At 66.2% G+C, this 20,300-nt stretch carries 18 protein-coding genes; 15 read left to right on the top strand and 3 right to left on the bottom strand.

Annotated elements, in window-relative coordinates; genetic code table 11:
* Window positions 1-9: 9 nt before the first annotated feature.
* The 11 genes from ACWD0F_RS06290 (at window position 10) to ACWD0F_RS06240 (ending at window position 14,734) form a co-directional block, all read left to right on the top strand.
* Window positions 10-885 (top strand): hypothetical protein, encoded by an 876-nt coding sequence (locus ACWD0F_RS06290; RefSeq protein WP_449872852.1) that lies wholly within the window; start codon window positions 10-12, stop codon window positions 883-885.
* A gap of 206 nt (window positions 886-1,091) precedes the next feature.
* Window positions 1,092-1,445 carry a hypothetical protein gene (locus ACWD0F_RS06285; protein WP_449872851.1) on the top strand — a complete coding sequence of 118 codons (354 nt, stop codon included), beginning with the start codon at window positions 1,092-1,094 and terminating at the stop codon, window positions 1,443-1,445.
* Window positions 1,442-2,233 carry a hypothetical protein gene (locus tag ACWD0F_RS06280; RefSeq protein ID WP_449872850.1) on the top strand — a complete coding sequence of 264 codons (792 nt, stop codon included), beginning with the start codon at window positions 1,442-1,444 and terminating at the stop codon, window positions 2,231-2,233. Before ACWD0F_RS06285 ends, ACWD0F_RS06280 begins: the two co-directional genes overlap by 4 nt.
* A gap of 2 nt (window positions 2,234-2,235) precedes the next feature.
* A complete protein-coding gene (locus ACWD0F_RS06275) occupies window positions 2,236-3,738 on the top strand; it encodes a hypothetical protein (protein WP_449872849.1) in 1,503 nt (500 codons plus the stop codon).
* Complete coding sequence (locus ACWD0F_RS06270) at window positions 3,713-6,655, top strand: hypothetical protein (protein ID WP_449872848.1); 2,943 nt, start codon at window positions 3,713-3,715, stop codon at window positions 6,653-6,655. Before ACWD0F_RS06275 ends, ACWD0F_RS06270 begins: the two co-directional genes overlap by 26 nt.
* Complete coding sequence (locus ACWD0F_RS06265; RefSeq protein WP_449872847.1) at window positions 6,652-7,554, top strand: hypothetical protein; 903 nt, start codon at window positions 6,652-6,654, stop codon at window positions 7,552-7,554. The genes ACWD0F_RS06270 and ACWD0F_RS06265 overlap by 4 nt, the downstream gene beginning before the upstream one ends.
* Entirely contained in the window at window positions 7,436-12,301 is a 4,866-nt protein-coding gene (locus tag ACWD0F_RS06260; RefSeq protein ID WP_449872846.1) for a LamG-like jellyroll fold domain-containing protein, read from the top strand. The genes ACWD0F_RS06265 and ACWD0F_RS06260 overlap by 119 nt, the downstream gene beginning before the upstream one ends.
* 92 nt (window positions 12,302-12,393) lie before the next feature.
* Window positions 12,394-12,840: a hypothetical protein gene (locus tag ACWD0F_RS06255; RefSeq protein WP_449872845.1), complete on the top strand. Its 447-nt coding sequence runs from the start codon at window positions 12,394-12,396 to the stop codon at window positions 12,838-12,840.
* Between the two features lie 52 nt (window positions 12,841-12,892).
* On the top strand, window positions 12,893-13,504 hold the full coding sequence (locus tag ACWD0F_RS06250; protein WP_449872844.1) for a DUF6461 domain-containing protein: 612 nt from the start codon (window positions 12,893-12,895) through the stop codon (window positions 13,502-13,504).
* Window positions 13,505-13,797: 293 nt separating this feature from the next.
* Window positions 13,798-13,965, top strand: coding sequence for a hypothetical protein (locus ACWD0F_RS06245; protein WP_449872843.1), 168 nt, complete (start codon window positions 13,798-13,800; stop codon window positions 13,963-13,965).
* A 337-nt stretch (window positions 13,966-14,302) separates the two neighbouring features.
* Window positions 14,303-14,734, top strand: a complete 432-nt coding sequence (locus tag ACWD0F_RS06240; RefSeq protein ID WP_449872842.1) for a hypothetical protein — start codon at window positions 14,303-14,305, stop codon at window positions 14,732-14,734.
* Window positions 14,735-15,998: 1,264 nt separating this feature from the next.
* On the opposite strand, the gene ACWD0F_RS06235 is transcribed toward ACWD0F_RS06240, so the two are convergent.
* From ACWD0F_RS06235 to ACWD0F_RS06225, 3 genes are all read right to left on the bottom strand, one after another.
* A complete protein-coding gene (locus ACWD0F_RS06235; RefSeq protein WP_449872841.1) occupies window positions 15,999-16,310 on the bottom strand; it encodes an antibiotic biosynthesis monooxygenase in 312 nt (103 codons plus the stop codon).
* A 318-nt stretch (window positions 16,311-16,628) separates the two neighbouring features.
* Window positions 16,629-17,054, bottom strand: a complete 426-nt coding sequence (locus ACWD0F_RS06230) for a nucleoside deaminase (protein ID WP_449872840.1) — start codon at window positions 17,052-17,054, stop codon at window positions 16,629-16,631.
* Entirely contained in the window at window positions 17,051-18,031 is a 981-nt protein-coding gene (locus ACWD0F_RS06225) for an LLM class flavin-dependent oxidoreductase (RefSeq protein WP_449872839.1), read from the bottom strand. The genes ACWD0F_RS06230 and ACWD0F_RS06225 overlap by 4 nt, the downstream gene beginning before the upstream one ends.
* Here ACWD0F_RS06225 and ACWD0F_RS06220 point away from each other — a divergent pair.
* From ACWD0F_RS06220 to ACWD0F_RS06205, 4 genes are all read left to right on the top strand, one after another.
* Entirely contained in the window at window positions 17,997-18,455 is a 459-nt protein-coding gene (locus ACWD0F_RS06220; protein WP_449872838.1) for an Lrp/AsnC family transcriptional regulator, read from the top strand. The genes ACWD0F_RS06225 and ACWD0F_RS06220 overlap by 35 nt on opposite strands.
* A gap of 286 nt (window positions 18,456-18,741) precedes the next feature.
* Window positions 18,742-19,317: a hypothetical protein gene (locus ACWD0F_RS06215; protein ID WP_449872837.1), complete on the top strand. Its 576-nt coding sequence runs from the start codon at window positions 18,742-18,744 to the stop codon at window positions 19,315-19,317.
* Between the two features lie 75 nt (window positions 19,318-19,392).
* A complete protein-coding gene (locus ACWD0F_RS06210) occupies window positions 19,393-20,007 on the top strand; it encodes an RNA polymerase sigma factor (RefSeq protein ID WP_449872836.1) in 615 nt (204 codons plus the stop codon).
* Window positions 20,004-20,282: a hypothetical protein gene (locus ACWD0F_RS06205; RefSeq protein WP_449872835.1), complete on the top strand. Its 279-nt coding sequence runs from the start codon at window positions 20,004-20,006 to the stop codon at window positions 20,280-20,282. Before ACWD0F_RS06210 ends, ACWD0F_RS06205 begins: the two co-directional genes overlap by 4 nt.
* Window positions 20,283-20,300: the final 18 nt, after the last annotated feature.

Genomic DNA, 20,300 nt, shown 5'->3' with positions numbered 1-20,300 from the left:
GGGAACCTCATGCCAGAAGCGCACAGGCCCAGCCGGGACACGCTAGGTCTGGCCACGCGGGTGAAGGCGCTGGCCGTCGCCGATCCGGTCCTCGACCTGGAACGCCGCAAACCTCTGCTCACGTCGCGGGACTGGGGCGGGTACCAGATGGAGGAGCTGGCGCTCACAGCCATCGACACCGTCACGCTGAAGATGGACTTCGAAGACGGCGCCCGCCACGAAGACGTCGTGACGGCGGTGATACGGGTAGCGGAGCTCCAGATGCCCGCCCGCGGCCTCGACGAACACACCGATGTGGCGCGCTGGATCTTGGACAACCTAGTGAACGTCGGCACGGTTGATCGCGACTTCAGCCACATGTATGGCCTCGTATTGGACGGCACGTACGTCTCACACGAGTTCTCCTTCAAGCTATTGCGCGAAGTCGTCGGCCCCGACGGACGGCCACGACTTCGTGCTTCCAACGAAGCGATCGCGATGCTGGTCGGCGCGGTGGACATCGACATCGCTTCCGAGCAGGTCGCGGCGGACGCCAAGCTGGAGGCGCTCGTGAGGCGCGGACGGCTGGCCGACGCCCACCGCGCAGCGGAGATGGCGTTGCGCCGCACGGTGCAGTATGCCGAATACATCCGTACTCGGCTGGAGGGGATGCGCAGGGACGTGCGTTCGGTGGACTGGGTCCGTGACGTCCGGCGGATCCAGACGGAGGCGCTGGAGCACATCGAGGACCGCATCAACGCCGAGAGCGTCATCAAGGACAATCTGGTCCGGATGATGGACAACAGCACGGAGGATGCCACACCGACTCAGGCCGCCGAGCTGATCGCGATCCTCGAGAAGTGCCTGCGCAGGCATGCGACGTTGCAGGCGACCTCCAGGAGGTAGGTGAGAGGTTTCGCGCGGAACAGGAGCGGCAGATCTTCGTACCGCCGCCGAGCCGGTCTTACGTCGATCTCGCACACCAACTGCTGGACCCGGTCCTAGAGCTGTCAGTACGGCAGGCCTTTCCGCTGCTGGAGGGATTTGCCAGCGCGGCAACGCCACCGCGTAGGCCCGCGGTTGTCTACCTCCCGGACTTGATCACGGGTCTGATGACGTTACCCGACGAGCAGGACAGCGAAGACGGCCTAATCATCGAGCCAGAGTTCGGCGGAGCCGAGGACGTCCCGATGTTCTCCGACGACCAGTACGCGGCCGTCGAATCGCTGCTGGCACGTGCCGACGGCATCCGGCTGTCCGCACTGCTGAAGGAGACGCGCCGTCCCGGTTCCTGCAATATCGACCAGTTGCTGGCTTTGCAGGTGCTGGGTCTGTTCGGGGCGCCACGCCACGACGCCGAGCGTCGTACGACGCTGACCGCGCTGGCGGACGACGAGGTCTTCGCCGGAAATGACCTGCTGGTTGTACGTGGCCCGATCGTGAACGGTCTGGAGGGAGAAGCATGAGCGACTTCGAGGACCTGGCTGCGGCCTGCAGGCTGCTCGCCTTCGGATTTCAGTCCGGGCTGACGCCCCGGCGCAATGCCGAGTACGCCACGCTGGTGGGCCGCTACCGTGTGGACGCCGCGTTCGCCCGACTGGTGCACGCTGCTGCGCGCGGCTTCGACCTGACTGTCATCGCGGTCGACCCACGGGCCGGGCTCGTGTTCGGGACTACGCCTGAGACGCAGTTCGCCGCCAGCGTCGCCGACCACATCAAGCAGGTCGCCGATCGCCCGATCGCGGCGCTGGCGCACCTGGCCATCGCCGCGCTCGCCTACTACCGGCCAGAAGATCTCGATGACGAGGCCCATGTCGGCCGGGTCACGATCCGTCACGTCGATGAGATGGTCGAGCAGGCGGCCAAAGAGCTGGAACACCGGACGGCCGCGACCGGCGAGGATGACGGGGTCCCAGCCGGTCAGCCGGATCTCGTACAGCTGTGGCGCTACCACCAGCGGCGCAACCCGGTGGCTCCCACCGGAGACGCTCGAGCCCATTCCAAGAGCAGGCACGCGATCACCAAGCGCGTCGCCGAGTACCTGGCCGACAACGGCATGCTACGGCGCGCTGGCAACGAGAACGGCGGCACCTACACCACCACGGCCCGGTACCAGATCCAGGTACGAGAACTGGCCGGGCAGCAGATGCTCGGCGAACTGGCTGCTCTTGGGATCGCCGTCGGTCTGGACGGCAAGCCAACATTCAACAGCCCGGGCGACGGGGCCCCCGCTTCGACCGAGTCAGGAGGCTAGCGATGTATGAGCTGAACCGTGTCCGTCTCTACAACATCGGCCCGAGCAGCGCCCGCTACGACGATGTTGTGCTGGACCTGTCCGACGGCGGTCCGCCGATCGCGGCCCGTACCCTGATCCCGTCGCCCGGACAGCTGTTCCGGCGCCCGGCTCCGGCAACCTTGCTGGTGCTGGAGAACGGCGGCGGCAAGTCCGTGTTCATCAGGATGCTGCTGTCCACAGTGCTTCCCGAACGCCAGTCCCGTAAGGGTCGTGAGGCGTTGCGCGCCTACGTGGTGTCGGCGGCAGCGCCCTCCCACGTGGTGCTGGAATGGGTGAATGTCCGCACCGGTGAGACGCTGGTGACCGGCCAGGCGCTGTCCCCTCTCGCGGACGACAAGCTCGACCGGCTGTTCTACTCCTTTAACCCCGGCGACGACACGACCCTAGCCAGCCTGCCATTTGCCGAAGGCCGGCGGCGGAACCCGATGAACGCCTTCCACGACGCGCTCAAGCGACTGGACGCTGCCGACAAGTCGCTGCATGTAGAGATCGAGAAGCGGCAGGGCGAATGGGAAAACCATCTGCGTCGGCTCGGCCTGGAACCAGACCTGTTCGCGGTGCAGCAGGCGATGAACGTCGACGAGGGCGACGCGGCCGAGGCGTTCAAGACCACCACCGGCCGCCAGTTCGTCGAGTGGCTGCTGAGCAAGGCGCTGGACGCGGAGAACTACACCGAGCTGGGCAACGCCTTCGCCAAATACTCCGGCAACATCGGACGACGCGAGCAGCTGCTGCTGGACCGCGACTTCTCCACCGCTACAGCGGCAGTTGCGCATTGCCTCGCCGCCCGGTGTGCCGAGCAGGTCGCGGCGGCCAAGGAGGCCCAAACCTCCGCAGCGGCCCTGGCACGGCTCGCGGCTGAGCTAAAGGAGACCGTCCAGCGCGCCGAGGACGCGCTGTCCGCCCACCAGGCAGATGTGAAGACCGCGAAGCAGAACGCCGAGATACGGCAGCAGGCTCGCGACCAGGCCGTCCTGATCCACAAGGAAGTGCGGCGCAGGACCCTGGCCCTACGCCGTGACGAAGCGCACGTCAAGGCTCAGGAGGTCGAACGGCAGCTTGCTGACGACCGCACCGAACTGGCCGCTTGGACGCTGGTCCCCAAGCTGCTGAAGGCTGCCACCGCACGCGAGAAGTACAAGGTCGCAAGCGAACTGCTGGATGCCGCCGAGCAGGCCGCGGGAGCCGCACGACTCCGCCGCGACCGAGCCGGAGCCACATTCGGAAGCGCCCTTCACCGTGCCGCACAGCGTTGCACCGCGCAGGGGGACGACCTGGCAGGCAAGAGTGCGAAGGACAAGGCGGACGCGGCAATAGCAGACCGCCGCGCGGGCGACGATGAACGGCAGGCCACCTCGAACACCGTCCGCGCCGAACTGCTGGCCAGGCAGGTCGAGGAGGTGGATCGCCGCGTGGAGGCCGCGGGAGCAGGGCATCTTGGAGGAAGGCGAGAGCGTCCGTGAAGCCGATGCCCGACTACGCGCCAAAGCAAAGGAGAGCACGGCCAGGGCAGCGCGGCATAGTGAAGCCGACAAGCAGCTCAAGCTGGAGATCCGCGCCCTCGAGGAGACCGCGCGCCGGCTGATCGAGCCCGAGATGGAGGCGCGCCAGGCAGTCGAGGCCGCGGTCCGGGCGGTCGAGGGCATGGAAGGTGTGGCAGGAGAGCTCACCGCGGCGACGTTGTTGCGTGAACTCGCCGAACTCGGTAACGACGAGGAGGTTCCTGGCGGCGACCCCACCCTGTGGCTGGAGACGAACGCCACCGCGCTCGGTAACCTGGCCACCGCGACGCACAAATCGACCGAGGACCGGCTGGACACGCTGACCGCGGACAACAAGGCGGACCAGCGGCTGATCGAAGCGCTGATCGCCGAGGACGAAGCGCTCATGCCGCCGCGCCAGGCGGTCGAGGACCTGTTGCGGGTACTGGCCGACCATGAGATCGCCGCGACAGCGGGCTGGCGAGCGCTGGAGCAACTGGTCAATCCTCGCCTGCATGCCGAAATCATCCAAGCCCACCCCGCTCTGGTCGACGGCATTGTCGTGGCTGACCAGCTGACCCTGGACAAGGCGCGGGCGGTGCTCACCGAGGCGCGCCCGCTGCCGCCGGCAGCGGTGCTTGTCGCCACCAACGCGTTGTTCGAGGGGAGTACAGAGGAGGGCATCGGGTTCGTCGTAGAGCCGACACCCGCATTGCACGATCCAGAGGCCGCCGCCGCGCTGCGTGAGCAGGCACAGGCCCGTATCCAGGGCCGCGCCTCCACGCTCCACCAACTCGCTGAGCTCCGGAAAGCGGCATTTGGGCTCAACCACCGGCTCGGTGAGTGGCTTCGCGAACATCCGGCAGGTGACGCGGAGCGCTTGCGCTCGGCGGCACAAGCGGCGTCGGTCGCCGCAGCCGAGGCCAAGTCCCTGCTCGACGCTGCCCGCGACAGGCACGCACGAGCCGCTGACGCTCTCGACCAGCACGCCCAGGTGGTGGCGGAGGCCGAAAAGGCCGCTACGGATGACGTCCGTACCGCAGACTCCTTCGAGCGGCTCGCGGCAGAGGACACCGCAGCCGGCAAGAATCGTCTGGAGATCGCCAAGCTCGAAGCAGAGGCCGCAGGACATCGTGAGGCGGCCCAGGAGTTCCGTGAGGAAGCCGAGCGGTCGCGTGACCGAGCCACCGAATACGCGGTGCAAGCCGAGTCGTTCCGCCGCGACGCCGCCGCGTACTCCGACCGGCTCAAGAAGGTCGTATACGGCAACGAGCCGTTCGGCCAGGTCCCGGACGAAGCCGATCTCGCCGCGCTGGAGATCTCCTACGAGCAGGCTGCAGCCGCCTTCATCGCTGTGGAGGTGGGTCAGGATCTGCGGCAGCGCGTCGATGACGCGCAGCGGGAAACCTCCTCTCTCGAGGCGGAGCTGCTCGATGAACCAACTGCCATCCGGGCTCGAGCCGAAGCGCTGGCCGTGTCCCCGGACGCGGGAAGCTCCGCGTCTCTCGAGGCCGCGAAGAGGAGACTCGATCGCGCGGTGACAGCTCTGCAGGCCGAGTACGGCAAGCTGAACGAGCAGGTTATCCACCTGCAGGCTGAGACCTCCTCGGCAGGCCAGCGCAACGGAGCGCCGTGGACCAGTCTCGACGACGACTGGGCGCCATCGGGCTCCGACGAAGGCGTGTCTCTCACTGAACGTGCCACCGGCGTACTCGCCGAGGCCGACGAGCTGCTCAAGGCGGCGTCCGAGCTGAAGCTGACAGCTGAGCGCAAGCTCCATCGCGCTGAGGCCGCGGCCCGCGAGATGGCCGTCGTCCAGCGCGGCCTCGCTTCCGCCGTCCGCAAGCTGGATCTCCCGCCCGTCTCAGGATCGTTCGCGGGAACCGCCGACGAGGCGCAGCAGGCCGCGGATAGGGCAACCGAGGCGTACAGCAAAGCGTCCGATTGCCTTCGGGATGTGGACCGAGCCGTGGACGACGCCGTCATCGACTTCCGTGAAACCGCCAACCAAAACCGGTTCGGCAAGCTCAAGGCACCGATCTACAAGCAAGTCACCGAGATCGATAAGGCATCGCTGACCGTACGCGCCGGCGAATGGGCAGCCGAGCTCACCGGGCGGGCGGCAAGCCTGACCACCGATCTGGAAGACTCGGACCGCCATCGGAAACTGCTCATCGACCAGCTGAAGCATCACACCAGCGAGGCGCTGGCTCTGCTGGAGAAGGCTGAGCGGCTATCGCGGCTGCCCGAGAGCGCCGGAGTATGGGCCGGTCGCCGAATTCTGAAAATCGGCTTCGCCAAGCCGGAACCGCAGACTCTAGTCGTGCGGATCGCCGAAGCCCTGGACGAGAACGCTCGCAGTCAGCCGAACCAGGCAGGCCGAGACCTCGTGCTGCGCTGCGTCGGGGCCGCGGTGCCGCGTGACTTCAAAGTGGAGATCCTCAAGCCCGACGCCGCGGGCCGTGCCGAGTACGCGTCAATCAGCGAGATGGGCAAGATCTTCTCCGGCGGGCAGGAGCTCACCGGCGCGATCATGCTGTACTGCACGCTGGCCGCCCTGCGCAGCAGCACACGGACGGGAGCCCGCACCGGCAGCCGGTTGGGCGGGATGCTGATCCTGGACAACCCGATCGGCAAGGCCAGCGCCGACTACCTGCTGAGCCTGCAGATGAACATGGCCAGGGCGCTCGGCGTCCAGTTGCTCTATACGACAGGGAACATGGAAGACCGAGTCCTGGCTACCTTCCCGCTGTGTATTCGACTGCGAAACGAGGCGGACCAGCGTACGGGAATAGGGCACTTGCACGTCACCGGCCGGATCTCCGCCGCGCGGCTGCTGGTGAAACCGCGCGAGCACGAAACCGACGACGAAACCCAGCAGGAAGGCGACGACCAGTGATCGACGGCGAGGAGGCCGACGCGCGGCCACTCTCGCAATCGGCGGCTATTCTGTCGGCCACCCTGAACGCGATGGCGGAGCGCCGTGTCGAGCAGGCAGGGATCCTCGCGGCTTTCGTGACCGCCTGCCCTGGAACGGCGGGGACCACCCAAGGCCGCCCCGTCCTGTCCGCACTCTTGGATGAGCTCGCTGACCATCACCTTGCAGAATTGCCGCGAGGCCGCAACGGGTGGGATGACGCGCTCCCACCGCTCCCGCGCTGGCTCCGTCTGCCGCCGCAGCCGAAGCAGGACATCCGGCACTCTCGCACGCCGTCGCCGGCAGTCTGGCGTCATGAGCTCGCGTGGGCCGACGCGGACTCCCTGTCCTCGGCGCAACTCGATGTCCTCAAGACGGTCAACCGGTGGTTGCGCGACACCGACGGGGACGACGAACGGCGGATCGTCGTCCCGATGCGCGAGCGCTCCCTGGAGATCTTCGGTGACGAGAAGCGGCTCGACGCGCTCACGGCCACCACCTTGTTCGCACCCGGCCGCCTCACCCTGGATACTCTGGCCACCGAGCGCATCCCTCCGCCTTTGGCGTACGAACGTGTCAGTGCGGGCGGCGTCGTCCTGGTGATCGAGAACAGCGACACTTTCACCACTCTCAGCACGCTGCTGGAGCACCGCTGCGGGCAGGTCGGATATGTGGCGTTCGGCGGCGGGCACGCCTTCGAGGCATCCGTCGCCCGGATCAGCAGGCTGGCTGGCGTGACCGACATCGCCTATTACGGCGACCGTGCTGACCGCGACGGACGCCAAGGTCGAAGCCGCCCCCGAACAGGGCAGGACCTCCTCCGTCAAGGCGCGCGTGGAGACCACCGGCAAGGCCTCGGAGCTGGTGTTCACTCCCGATGAGACGTTTCTGGCCGACCCCGCGGTGACCTACCCGGTGACCGTCGCCGCCGACTCCACATGGTTCGGCGGCGGGGAACCCGATGATGCCTGGGTCAGCAGGAACGACGCCTACAACAACAACGCCGCGGCCGGGTACCTGCGCGCGGGCACCACCTCCACCAGCGCGGACGTCGCCCGTGTGTACTTGAAGTTCGACACCACCGACCCGGTGCTGCAGGGCGCCACCGTCCAGGACGCGGACCTGCGGATGTGGAACTACAAGTCCGGCGGCCCCAACGGACAACTGTGCGGGGACCCGATGGGCGGCACCGGCATCCGGGCCGCGCGCGTCACCACCGACTGGGACCTCGACAGCCTGGACTGGAACAACCAGCCCTCGGACACCGCCCCCGAGGAGGTGAACCGGGCAGGCTACAACTACGACGCCGACCCCGCTAGCTGGTGCGCCAAGGACGAGGAACTCTTCTACGAGGTCACCGCCATGACCCGCGAGTGGATCGAAGAAGGCGAGGCCAACCACGGGATGGTCCTGAAAGCCGCCAGCGAAACCGCCACCATCAACTGGCGCCAGTACTACTCCAGCGAATTCGGCGGCGGCGACCCCTATCCGGGCTACCGCCACCCACCCGCCCTCGTCATCAAATACACGCCCGCGGTCAAGCGGATCATCGTGGTGCCCCGCGCTTATGAGGGCACCACGCCGCCTGAGACCTCCTATGCAGAGGACAAGGCATGGCTGGAATCGGGCAACGTCTACTTCGACGAGCTTCCTCCCGCGCAGGCCAGATCCCACGAAGAGGCGATCGCCGAGGCGCAGGCGAAAGGCGACTCGGCCAGAACACGTCTGGTGGACGCGTTCTACCCGGACGATCTCACCGACCAGGAGTTGGAGGACGCCCACGACCCTGATTTGCTTCCCACTGAGGAGCCAGGGCTGCCCGAACCGAATCCCATGCCTGAGGACAACAAACCGCCAAGTGTCCTGAGCACCGAGCCCACGAATGGGCAGTCGGGAGCCTCGGTCAACAACCCGGTCACAGCGTTCTTCAGCGAAGAGGTGACGGACGCTCAGATCGTTGTCAAGAACGCGCAGGGCGCCGCGGTTGTCGGCAACGCGGCCATGGACGACATAGGCGACACGCTGATCTTCACGCCGGACGCACCCTTGGCCACCAGTACGACCTACACCGCGGAAATCAGCGCGGCCAAGGACCTGGCCGGCAACCAAATGGCGTCCTATTCGTGGTCGTTCACGACTGGAGAGCCCGACGCCGCACCACCGACTGTGACCGGCACCGAACCGGGTGGGAACGCCACGGACGTGCCGGTGAGCGCAGCGGTGAAGGTGACGTTCAACGAAGCAGTGTCGGAGGTCGCGCTCACCCTGAAGAACCCGGCGGGCACGCCGGTGCAGGGAGCGCTACAGGGCGGTGGCGGCAATGCCGAATGGACCTTTACCCCGACATCTAAGCTCTCGGCACAGACCGCATATCAAGTCGAGGTGAGCGGTGCCAAGGATACGTCGGGCAATGTCATGGCTCCCTACACCTGGTCGTTCACCACGGGCGCGGATACGCCGCCACCGGTTCCGGGGCTGGTGGCTGCCTACGGTATGAATGAGGGCTCGGGCACGAGTGTGGCCGACTCCTCCGGGCAGAATCCCGGCACGGGCAGTAGCATCGCCTGGGCTAACGGCAAGTATGGCAAGGCGCTGTCGTTCAACGGTTCCCCCAGCATGGTCACGGTCGCGCATGCGGCGTCGTTGCGCCTGACGACCGGGATGACGCTGTCGGCGTGGGTCAATCCGGTCACGGTGACCGGCACCCCGTGGAAGAGCGTGGTGACCAAGGAGCTGACCGGTGAAGGGGCCTCCTATGCCCTGTACGCCGCCAACGGGGATGCTCTTCCGTCCGGCTGGGTGCAAACCGATCCTGAGACCCCCGCGATGGCCGCGGGAACCGCACCGTTGACGGTGAACACCTGGAGCCACCTTGCGCTCACCTACGACGGCGCCACCCTGCGGTTGTTCGTCAACGGCCAGCAGGCCGGCCAGACCGCGCTCAGCGGCAGCCTGTACGACGACGGCAACCCGCTGCGGATCGGCGGCAACACCGTCTGGAAGGAGTACTTCAACGGCCTGATCGACGAGGTGCGCATCTACAACCGCGCCCAGAGCACCGCCGAGATCCAGACCGACATGACCACCCCGATCGGTCAGGTGGCACCGCCGGACACCCAGGCACCGACCGCACCCGGCTCGCTCGCCGCGACCGGCGGCCCCGGCAACGCGCAGCTCACCTGGACGGCCTCGACCGACAACGCGGGCGTGACCGCCTACACCATCTACCGCTCCACGACCCCGGCATTCACCCCATCGGCCGCCAACCAGATCGGCACATCGCCGACCACCACATTCACCGACGCGGGCCTGGCGGCGGGGACGTACTACTACCGGGTGCGCGCCGCCGACGCGGCCGGCAACCTCAGCCCATCCTCCAACGAGATCTCCGCTACCGTCACGACCCCGCCTGCGAACCCGGGACTGGTAGCCGCCTATGGCATGGACGAAGGCACGGGCACCACCGTGGGTGACTCCTCCGGACAGCACAACACCGGCGCCGCCACCGACACCGCCTGGGCCAACGGCAAACACGGCAAGGCCCTGTCCTTCAACGGCACCTCCAGCTGGGTCACCGTCGCGCACGCCCAGTCGCTGCGCCTGACCAACACACTCACGTTCTCCGCGTGGGTCCAACCGGCGGCCGTGGACGGCTGGCGCACCGTACTGGCGAAAGAAAACGCCAGCGGCCTCTCCTACGGGCTGTACGCGTCCTATGGTGGCGATCCCCTGGGCTGGCTGGAAAACGCCACCACTCTCAAGACGGTGGTGGGCGACGATCCGCTATCGCTCAACCAATGGAGCCACCTGGCCGTCACCTACAACGGCACCATCATCACCCTGTACCTCAACGGCACCCAGATCGACCAGACACCAATGACCGGCAACCTCGCCGACACCGGCGGTGTCCTCCGCCTCGGCGGCAACAACCTCCTGGACGACGAGTACTACAGCGGCCTGATCGACGACGTACGCATCTACAACCGCGTCCAAACCGCCACCGAAATCCAGACCGACATGAACACCCCTGTCGGCGCCGCCGCGCCGGCGAGCAGCGCAGCACAGAGGCTGGGCACCGGTATCGCCGCCAGCCCCAACACCGGGATCGCGAAGCTAACGGTGGACGACAGCCGCACTGTGCACGGTGTCACCGTCGCCTCCAGCCTCACCCCCCGCCTGACCACCTGGCTCCCCGCTGGGCGCGACGGCGAGGCGAAGGTGGAAGTGGAGATCGCAGGCATACCCACCAAGTCCGTCAAGGCGGACAAGGTGACCACGGACAAGCGGCTGATCTGGGCTGGCCATGCCACCGCCAAGCCCGACGACTCCCGAGTGACGTTGCAGGTCCCTAAAGGTAAGCTACGCGCTGGGCTGGAGTTGAGATGGCGCGCGCGTCTTACTGGTGCAGGCAGCACCGGCGGCTGGACCGAATGGCGCTCACTCGGCATCGACACTTCCCGGGCGTCGCTTCAGACCACCGCCGCGCAAGCACAGGGCCGTCGGATGTCGGCGGATGAAATCAAGCGAATCCTCCGTGCCGCACCACAGGGCGTGGTACCCACTCCGACCCTGGCCCAATGCCAGCGGGAAACAGCTTCCGGCGACGCGCCTTACGCGTGGAGCCTGAACCGGTTTAACCACTGTCGATACTCCAGCTATAAGGTGGTGTTCTGGGAGGAATATCTCGACCTCGGCGTATGGAAGGTCGGCCGTAAGATCGGGACGCTCACAGGCAACGTAATGACCTATCTGGAGGGTAAGCTCAACCGGCGCGAATTCTACGTGCGCCAACACCACTACATCACCAGGGTCGAGGGCGACATCGGCAGCACCTATGTCGCGTTCTCCATGACGCCGCGCGCAAAGACAGGAAACTGCCCTCGAGTTTCCGGTGGCAACGGGACATCCACCTTCAAGACCATTGACCAGTGGAAGCGGGAGTCCGGAACCGAGTGGCATGAGACGCAACTCTTCACCTCGGGTCCTGGCATGGGTTATCACCTGACCAGCGAGTGCACCATGAATTACGCCGTGATCACGAAGCACCCGATCGACTTCACCGAGACCGCCACCTCGTACTCATCGCTGAGTACGTTCCGCTGCGATGCATCACCCATGCAGCGCTGGCACAAGGGCGGAGGCTGCGTCGTATCAAACGTCGTTCCGGCATTCACGATGGGCAGGGACGACGTCAGCAGTACCGGTGTGCCGTACAAGGAAATGTACGATCACATCAAAAAGGCCCTCACGCGACCCCAGGAGACCACCCCCGAGCCGGGTGGCGCGTCTTTTCCGGACCTGCAGGGAATCAAGGACATTAAGGGCGGCAGCGAACTCAGACCGCTGCGCCGTCATGGGTACGAACCCATCCAAAACGGCAGTCGAAGTACCGCAAAGACCGTCTGCGACCTCGAACTCGCAGACGACAAGAAGAAGGGGATGGATTGCGACGAGTTCCCGTTCGCCTCAACCCTGGAAGGCGCCCAGCGTGCCACTCCTTTCTTCAACTTCTCCGTTCAATGGGTGGACCAGTCGGCGAATCGATCACACGGAACGGTGATCAACGCATGGTACGACAACAATCGGATGATAAACTACGACAAGTTCTGGGTAGACCTGCTTGATTAGCTCGTAATCCCCGAGCCGGGCTGCACCGCCATACCAGACGGACAGCCCGGCTCCACACGCACGCGATACAGAGCCGAATGTCAGGACGTTCCATGGCGCGAATTATCAGCGAAATGCTTGATCAACGCGAGATCCAGAAGTATCTAGAAGGGGTCGTGGACCCCGACATGGAATGGGTGCTCGCGGACATCCATGCCGACGCAGAAGAGTGGATCGCCACCGTCGATAACGGGATATCCATCAACGAGGACGACAGTGAGCGATGCCTCCTCAAATACGAGCTCTGGGATGGGTCGCCTCCCCCGCTCACCTCCTGGGACAGGACCTGGACCGGAAGTGTGCTCCTGACCTCAGGAAGGGTCGTTACCGTTAGTGGCTATTCCGGTGGAACGTCATACGGCGCAGCATTCGACCTTGGCCGTAGGGGCACAATTTGGAATGTCGCAGTCCACCGGAAATCCCTCGGGCACGACGAGTTCACGCCGGACATCGTTAGCTTCACCCTGCTGAAGCTGCGGTTCTGGCCCACGACGGCGTAAGATTCTCTGCGAGGGGGCCCTCGCGGGATGCCCCCGCCTTCGAGGGACGGCCATGCAGTCACCGACCTACTTGTACGACCTTCTGGCCTCGACCCTCTTCACCGAAGGGCTCGACGGCGACATGGACCTGTGGGCGCTGGGATTCGGCGCCGTCTGGATCAAGGGCGCGGACCTCGACACCCTCGCCCCGATTTACCAACTGGACCTCTCCACCCGCACCCCGTGCCATTTGAGTGACATCCTCGACCGGAACATCGACGATGGATCCCGCTTAGTCGCCGAAGTCGGGGACTGGGTCGGCATCGTGCCCGCATCCGCCGACCGCGAGCGCCTGATGTCCATCACCGCGGGCGGCCGCGAGGCATTCGGCCTCAGCATGGACATCAGCAACAAAACCTATTTCCACTATGCCCGCGGAGGGCGTCTGGTGACCTCCTTCAGTCCCACCTGGCCGGAGTCGCGTTTCGGCGACGACCCGCACGCGCTCGATCACCTGATGGACGGGCTGCCCTTCCAGATCAGCGCGGACGACGTCTTCGACGATCGCGTCGACCGGGAGGAGAGCGTAAGCTCGGCCTTGACACTGATCGGACGCTTCACGGGAACCGACATCGCCACCGACTGGTTCGAGGCGCAGCACTCCTGCATCCGGCCCACCTCCTGACGGCTCACGCCCGGCCCGTGCGGCACGTCGCCAGGCTGCCCATCCACGCGCCACCAGGCTGACGATTCGCGATGACCTCCACGGTCACACAGGGCTGCCACACCGTGGGCGAGCCGCCCCGGGCTCGGCACGAAGCCGCGGAACGGATGAAGGCATCGTCAGTTAGCCAGTCGAACGCAAGGTACGAACGGTCAAGGGATGCCATCCACCCCGTGGTTGCTCATCAGACTGGGTTTTGGCACCTTTGTTCGAAAGGCCAACTGGCGCTCCGGTTGGCCGGGGAGCCGGAACCGGTGGTCCTGCTGCGCAGGCAAGGCGAATGGATCATCGTGCTGGAACCGGACAGCACCATCGGCGCGCGCGATGACGTCCTGCTCGACGCCTGCGGCTCCAGCGAGGGGCTCAACCTGACCTGGTGCGCCGGCACGAACGTGAGCCCTCCTACGCCGCTGCTTCGGTGATCGCCGTGACCTTCGACCCCGCCGGCATGCGTGACGACCACGAGGGCCTCGACGACGCCCGCCGATGGAGCAGGTCCCTGGGGATCGATGACGGGCACTGGCGCGCTTCATGGAAGACCGCGTCCTCCACCCTCGCCGAGGCGGTCACCGGCATCGAGACCGACGACACCTGGATGAACCTGGTGTGGACGCCCATCCGGATACGCCCGTCCCGACCTGCGCGTCAGGGCGCCGTCCGGCTGCCGTACGCGGACATGCGGGAACTCCTGACCGGGCACCGCAGATCCGCGACATCGTCGACCACTCAGGACCAGAGCAGGTGCCCAGGATGCTGCGGATGTTCATCACCATCGGCCTGTCCACCGCCGACGTGCGCGCCCCCCTCACCGAGGCCGCCTTGGCCGCCATCGACGCCAGGCCACCAGAAGCGGAAATGGAGCTCCTTGTTCACAGGCTGCGAACCCTGTCCGACGAGTACGGCCGCCAGATTGGCACAGCTGGTACGCAGGCACAGGTGGATGACCTGCACCGCAAGCGCAACGCGCTATCGGCCGCCACTATCGCGCTGGGTCCCGACCCCCTGGATGCCTTCCCCCGCGTGGCCAGTCTCACCCGGAGCCTCGGGCTCCGCCGGGACAACGACGATTACCTGAATCTCAAGGTATTGAACATCTGTTACAGGCACATCGTCTCTACCTGCAACCTGCGCCGGGGTGCGGGTCAGGGCTTCAGCAGACCCTGGCTCACTTTCGGTGGTGACGGATTGTAGTTATCCGAGCGAGATTCGGTTGTGGAGGAGCGCAAAGCTGGCTCGGCCGTACATTTGCCTCCTGATCATTTTCGTTTTGGTGTTGACACCTTCGGTGTCGCGGTTATGAAGTGCTCCCCGCACACGCGGGGTGACGACCACGCAGGCGATGCCCGCGACGACGGCGCGCAGCCGGATCGCCGCCCTGATGCCAGCGCAAGATGGTGGCCGGGGCGGATGAGGAGTTGCAGTCGGCGCAGGATCTCGCGGCGCCGCGTTCACCATCCATCTCTCTACGCCGGAACGAGAACCGTATGGCACCTACCGCAGGCGAAGACTAAATACGGTCAGAGCGGAACGGATCGAACAGTCAAGGGCTCCCCACGGGCTATGACGGACGGTCATGGATCCGCATTCACATGCTCGTTGGATGCTCATCGGCACCTGATACGGCATAACACCGGGCGGCATTCCTGGGCATTTCTAGCAAGAACAACCCGTGACACCGTGACACAATAGGACACGATCCGATAGTGGGCGACATTGAAAACTGCGACTTTTAATCCGTAGGTTCCGGGTTCGAGCCCCGGGCGCCCTACCACTATTAACCCTTCTGACCTGGCACTTTGCCCTCCCCCGGAATCCGCAGGGCCGCCGGAACCCTCTTGGGAGACCGAGGGGAGACCGCCAGTCTGGGAGACCGCCCTCGGGACAATCGCGGCGGGCGCGTGCGCCAGTGCCGGAAGCACCGTCGTATACGTGTTCTCGATCAAATTGGGCGAACTGTGACGCAACATCGAGGACACCATTTTTCTTGTCGGCGCCGACGGCGTAGGCGAGCGTGGCCGCGCAGTGTCGTGGGTCGTGCAGCCGAATCGGCGGCAGTGCGCCTGCCGAAAAATTCCTTCCATCCAGGTCAAGCGGCATGTGAGCACTCGTGAAGGACGCCGCCAAGCCGGTCTCGTCCAACGTGTTCGTGACGGTGAGGCAGACCGGGCGAAGGAGCACGGCTGATCGTCCTGCCGTACGCGTTCCGTCTTCTGGGCGGCCGGAGCTCGCGCCGCCAAGCGAAGTTCTCACACGGTCATGACCTGGGCGCATGTAATTTTCGGCAAGGCACTCTTCTCAACACCGAAGATGAAGGCGGTGGCCGCTCCCGACGAACACGACCCGCCGTAGCGCAATGGTCACATTACGTTACAATCTATTACATGGCGATACGCCATAACATCGGGCGCTATCCGCACTCGCCTGCGCCGATACCCCGCCCTGCTTGCATCGCAAGCTAAGGGCTGCTCGCGAACACCTCGAAGTGCTCCACCGTGGTCTGCCTGTCCACAAGGAACTCGTCGTCGGAGGGATAGAACACGGCCTGCGAGGGGTCATCCCCCGCGAACGCCTTGATCGCCTCCCACGACTCCCAGAGCGAGATCAGGAAGAACTCGGTCCTGTCGCCCCCGGCCTCCCTCCGCGTGAAGTGGGCCCCCAGATTCCCCGGAGTGCCGGTATACCCCTGGAACCCGGTCCGCAGCAGGTACTCCTCGTAGGCGGCTGCCTGAGACGAGCGGGTCCATCCCCGCCACGTACGCACGATCACACGTCACATAATCGGCCGAAGACGGTCCGGAGCATAGCGTTCTACGCAAAATTTCTGCGTGACCTCGTGACACCAAGCGCATCGAACGTCCAACCCGAAGCAGCGGCTGACCCTGGTGGCCAATTCCAGTCAGGCGGGCGCGGTGGCTGGTGCGGGCCCGGCCGAGTGAGTGGGCGCTGTCTCACCCGTGGTGAGCGACCAGCTGAACGCGCGCGGCATCACGTTGCCCGCCGCGTCCTTGTCGGGGGCGACTGCGACGACGGTCGGAGATCCGTCAGGGGCGACTGCGACGACGGTCGGAGATCCGTCAGGTGCGCCCTAGTAATAGTCGTCGATCGGCTGGCGTGCCTCGTCGAACAGTGCCGGCCCCTCGTACCGTACCGGGGGCAGCGGCGGGGTGACCGGCTTGACCTCCTCGAACTGTTCGGCGGACAGGGCGTACACCACCCGGCCGAGGGCTGACCGGCCGATCGCGATCGCGCACATCGGGCACGGTTGACAACTGGTGAACATGGTGGTGGCGGCCGCCACGTCGGGGGCGAGTTCCCGAGCGGCCCAGCGGGCCAGCTTCAGTTCCGGGTGGGCGGTGATGTCCGAGTCGGAAACCACGGTGTTGTGGTCCTCGATCAGGACAGTGCCGTCCGCGCCGACCAGCAACGAGCCGAAGGGCCGTTCGCCGGACGCCCCGGCCATGCTGGCGAGTTCCACGGCACGGCGGAGGAACTTCTCGTCGTCGGGGGTCATCGGTCCTCCTGGGATTTGTGGTAAGCGGCCACGGCCGCAAGGGTCTGCCAGGCGCGTTCGGGCCGGCGGATCTCGGCAGGGTCCCCGTTGAACGGGTCAAGCACCACCGTCTCCGCGCCGAGCAGACGGATGTGGTCGATGTCGGCGAGGATCTGGTCGATGGTGCCGACACCGGCGAGCCGGTCCGGGGCGGTGACCGGTTCTCGGGTCTCCCAGAGTTTGATGCGCGGCGTAAAAGCCGGCACCGGGCGACCCAGTTCGTCGGCGATGACCTTCAGCCGCCCGGCTGCGTCCGCCAGCCATCCGGGCGTAGTCCGCAGTGGGTGCCAGGCGTCACCGAGCAGCGTCGCCCGACGCATGCCGGCGTCGCTGTTGCCGCCGACCCAGATCGGGATCGCCGCCGTGTCGTAGTCATCGGTGTTTCGCCAGGCATCGCGCATGATGTGCAGGTACTCATCGGTCAGCGCGCCGCGCCGCCGGAACGGCACGCCAAGCGCCTCGAACTCCTGCCGGGCCCAGCCGACGCCGACGCCGAGGATGAGCCGGCCGCCGCTGAGCCGGTTGAGGTTCGCTGCCATGCGGGCGGTGAGCAGCGGGTGCCGGTACGGGACGATGAGCACCGTGGTGCCCAGCCGGACCCGGTGGGTCACCCCGGCCAGCCAGGACAGCGTGGTGAACGGCTCGTAAAACGGCGCCGGATACTTCTCGGCCACGTCCGGGGTCACCGCGATGTGATCGGAGACCATCAGCAGGTCGAAGCCGAGGCCCTCGACCGTCTGCGCCCACCGTCGCAGCACGTCGGGGTCGGTTCCCGGGGCGAAGTTCGGTACGTTCACACCCATTTGCACGGGTTCCATGCTAACGGCGGCGGATCTGGCCAGTGAAGACCGTGTTCCCGGCTTTTCCCGGCTTTCGCCGTGAATACACCGGTAGATTACCCTTATGGCCGAAAATCTTGACGCTGTCGATTGGTCCATCCTGACCGAGTTGCAGGGTGACGGCCGCCTGCCCATCACGGAGCTCAGCCGCCGGGTCAAGCTGAGCGCCTCGGCCACCAGCGAACGGGTGCGGCGACTGGAGGCGAGCGGTGTGATCAGCGGGTACCGTGCCGAGGTCGACCTGCCCAAGGCGGGCTTCGCCGTGCTCTCGGTGGTCCGGCTGAAGTACCCCGGCAGCCGGCACGCACCGCTGCACCGGCTACTGGAGCGACGGTCGGAGATCCTGGAGTGCCTGCGCACCACCGGAGACGACTGTTACGTACTGAAAGTGGCCGCAACGTCGATGGCGCACCTCGAACAGGTCGTCAACGAACTCGCCGCGTTCGGCAGCACCACCACCAACGTGGTCTACAGCGCCACCCTGCCCTACCGCGGCCCGCGCCTGACACCGCCGCGCTCGTGACCGATGTATGAACGCTCCCGCAGCGCGGGAACGACCGCAGAGGCGCCGCCAGCCATGGCGCGGATGTCGATATGGCGGTGCTGCGGGCCAACCCGGACCTGCCGCAGGGTGCGGTGCAAGCCCCTCGCCGTGAAAGCCCTGCCTCCTCTCCCGGGCGATGGAGGGACGAACGCGGGCAGGTCAGGTAGAGGGCGTTTCTTCGTTCTTGGCTCAGGCGGAGAGGTGGCGAGTCAAGGCGTGGAGTAATACAGGCATGTTCCGGATGTAGCAGGCTTCCCGGATGACCGTGGAACGCGCCCTCGATCTCCTCGCCCAGTGCGCCTACCGCTTCTGGGACGACCATGGCACCGACGAGATCGGTGCGCTGCTCGCCGAGGCGCGCGCCTGCTACAACGCCGCCGAGCACGCCGATCCTGCGGCGGTGGCGATGGGCCGCTCGCTGATCGCGTCGTTCGAGCTGCGCCTCTGCACCGACGTGGAGAACCAGTTGAGCTCCGGCTGGGACTACGACCTGGAAGGCCCGCCGCTCAACGGCGTGGAGGAAGACGATGGGGACGACGTGAGCCGCCCGGCCGCCGAGGCCGCGCGGGCGGCGCTGAACGCCGACCCCGAAGATCCGCTCGTGCCGATCCACCTCGGCCACGCGCTCGCCTGGCTCGGCGACCGCGACGGCGCGGTAGCCGCCTACCGCGAGGCACTGCGCCACGAGCGATCAGGAACGACGAAGTCCCGCCCGACCAAGATGATCAGCCTGTTCGGATTTCTCGTCGGTGAGGCGAATCCTTTGACGACGTCAGTGCCTCATATACGTGTCCCGGCATTCCCGCCGGCGACACGGACATGGAGGTCGTCGTGGTCGTAGGTATCGCCGTCGCCGTCGGTGCCGTGCTCATCTGCACGTGTAGTGTCGTCGTGCTCCGCCGAAGGAGGCGTGGACGTGGCTGAGACGACATGGTCGGACGCGCACCTGGTCGCCGCCGCACGCGGCGGCGACGTGCGATCGATCGCAGCGCTGGTGTCGGATGCTCACCCGCACGTGCAGCGGTTCGCGCGGTCGTTGTGCGCCACACCTGAGGACGCTGAGGACGCTGCGCAGGAAGCGCTCATCGTCCTCTATCGCAAGATCGGCACCCTGCGTGCCACGGGTGCGTTCGTTTCGTGGATGTTCCGGATCATTCGCAATGAGTGCATCCGGCGGGCGCATTCCATGAAGCGGTCTCTGCCACCGTTCACCGAGGCCACCGCGGTGCCGTCGGCCGAGGACGAGGTGTTCGAGCGTCTGGAGGCCGCGCGCGTGGCGGATGCGATCGCCGCGCTGCCCACCGACCAGCGGCAGGTGCTGATCATGCGGGACGTACAAGGACTCAGCGGGCGGATGGTCGCCGACCATCTGGGGCTCAGCGCCGCGGCGATGAAGTCGCGGTTGCATCGTGCTCGCGCGGCGGTACAGCGCACGTTGTCCGATCCGGCTCTGGGGGATCTCGATGCCCTGTTTGACCGGTCACGGGAGATCTCGTTGTTGCCGGACTCGGGCTCCTGGAGATGTCGATGACTGATGAACAGAGCTTCGCGAGTTCGTCGCTGCCCCGGCACCTGGTGCGCGGTGCGGTCGGTTTCGGGGCGCTGATCTGCTCGGTCGCGTTCATCCCGGTGGTCGGGCCGGTCAGTTTGCTGCTCGCCGCCGCCGGGGTGTTCGCTTTCCGTGGATGTCCGACCTGCTGGGCGATCGGGCTGGTGCAGACGATCTCAAGGGGGCGGCTACGACGTTCGTGCTCGGACGGCGTGTGCGAGCTGAAGGTCGCCGACCGCCCCCGAAGCAGCGTCTGAAGGTCGGCGCAGCCTGGC

It is taken from the genome of Nonomuraea sp. NPDC002799, assembly GCF_053592075.1.
Note: the sequence above shows the minus strand (reverse complement) of the source record. Positions and strands in the feature narration are given on the sequence as shown.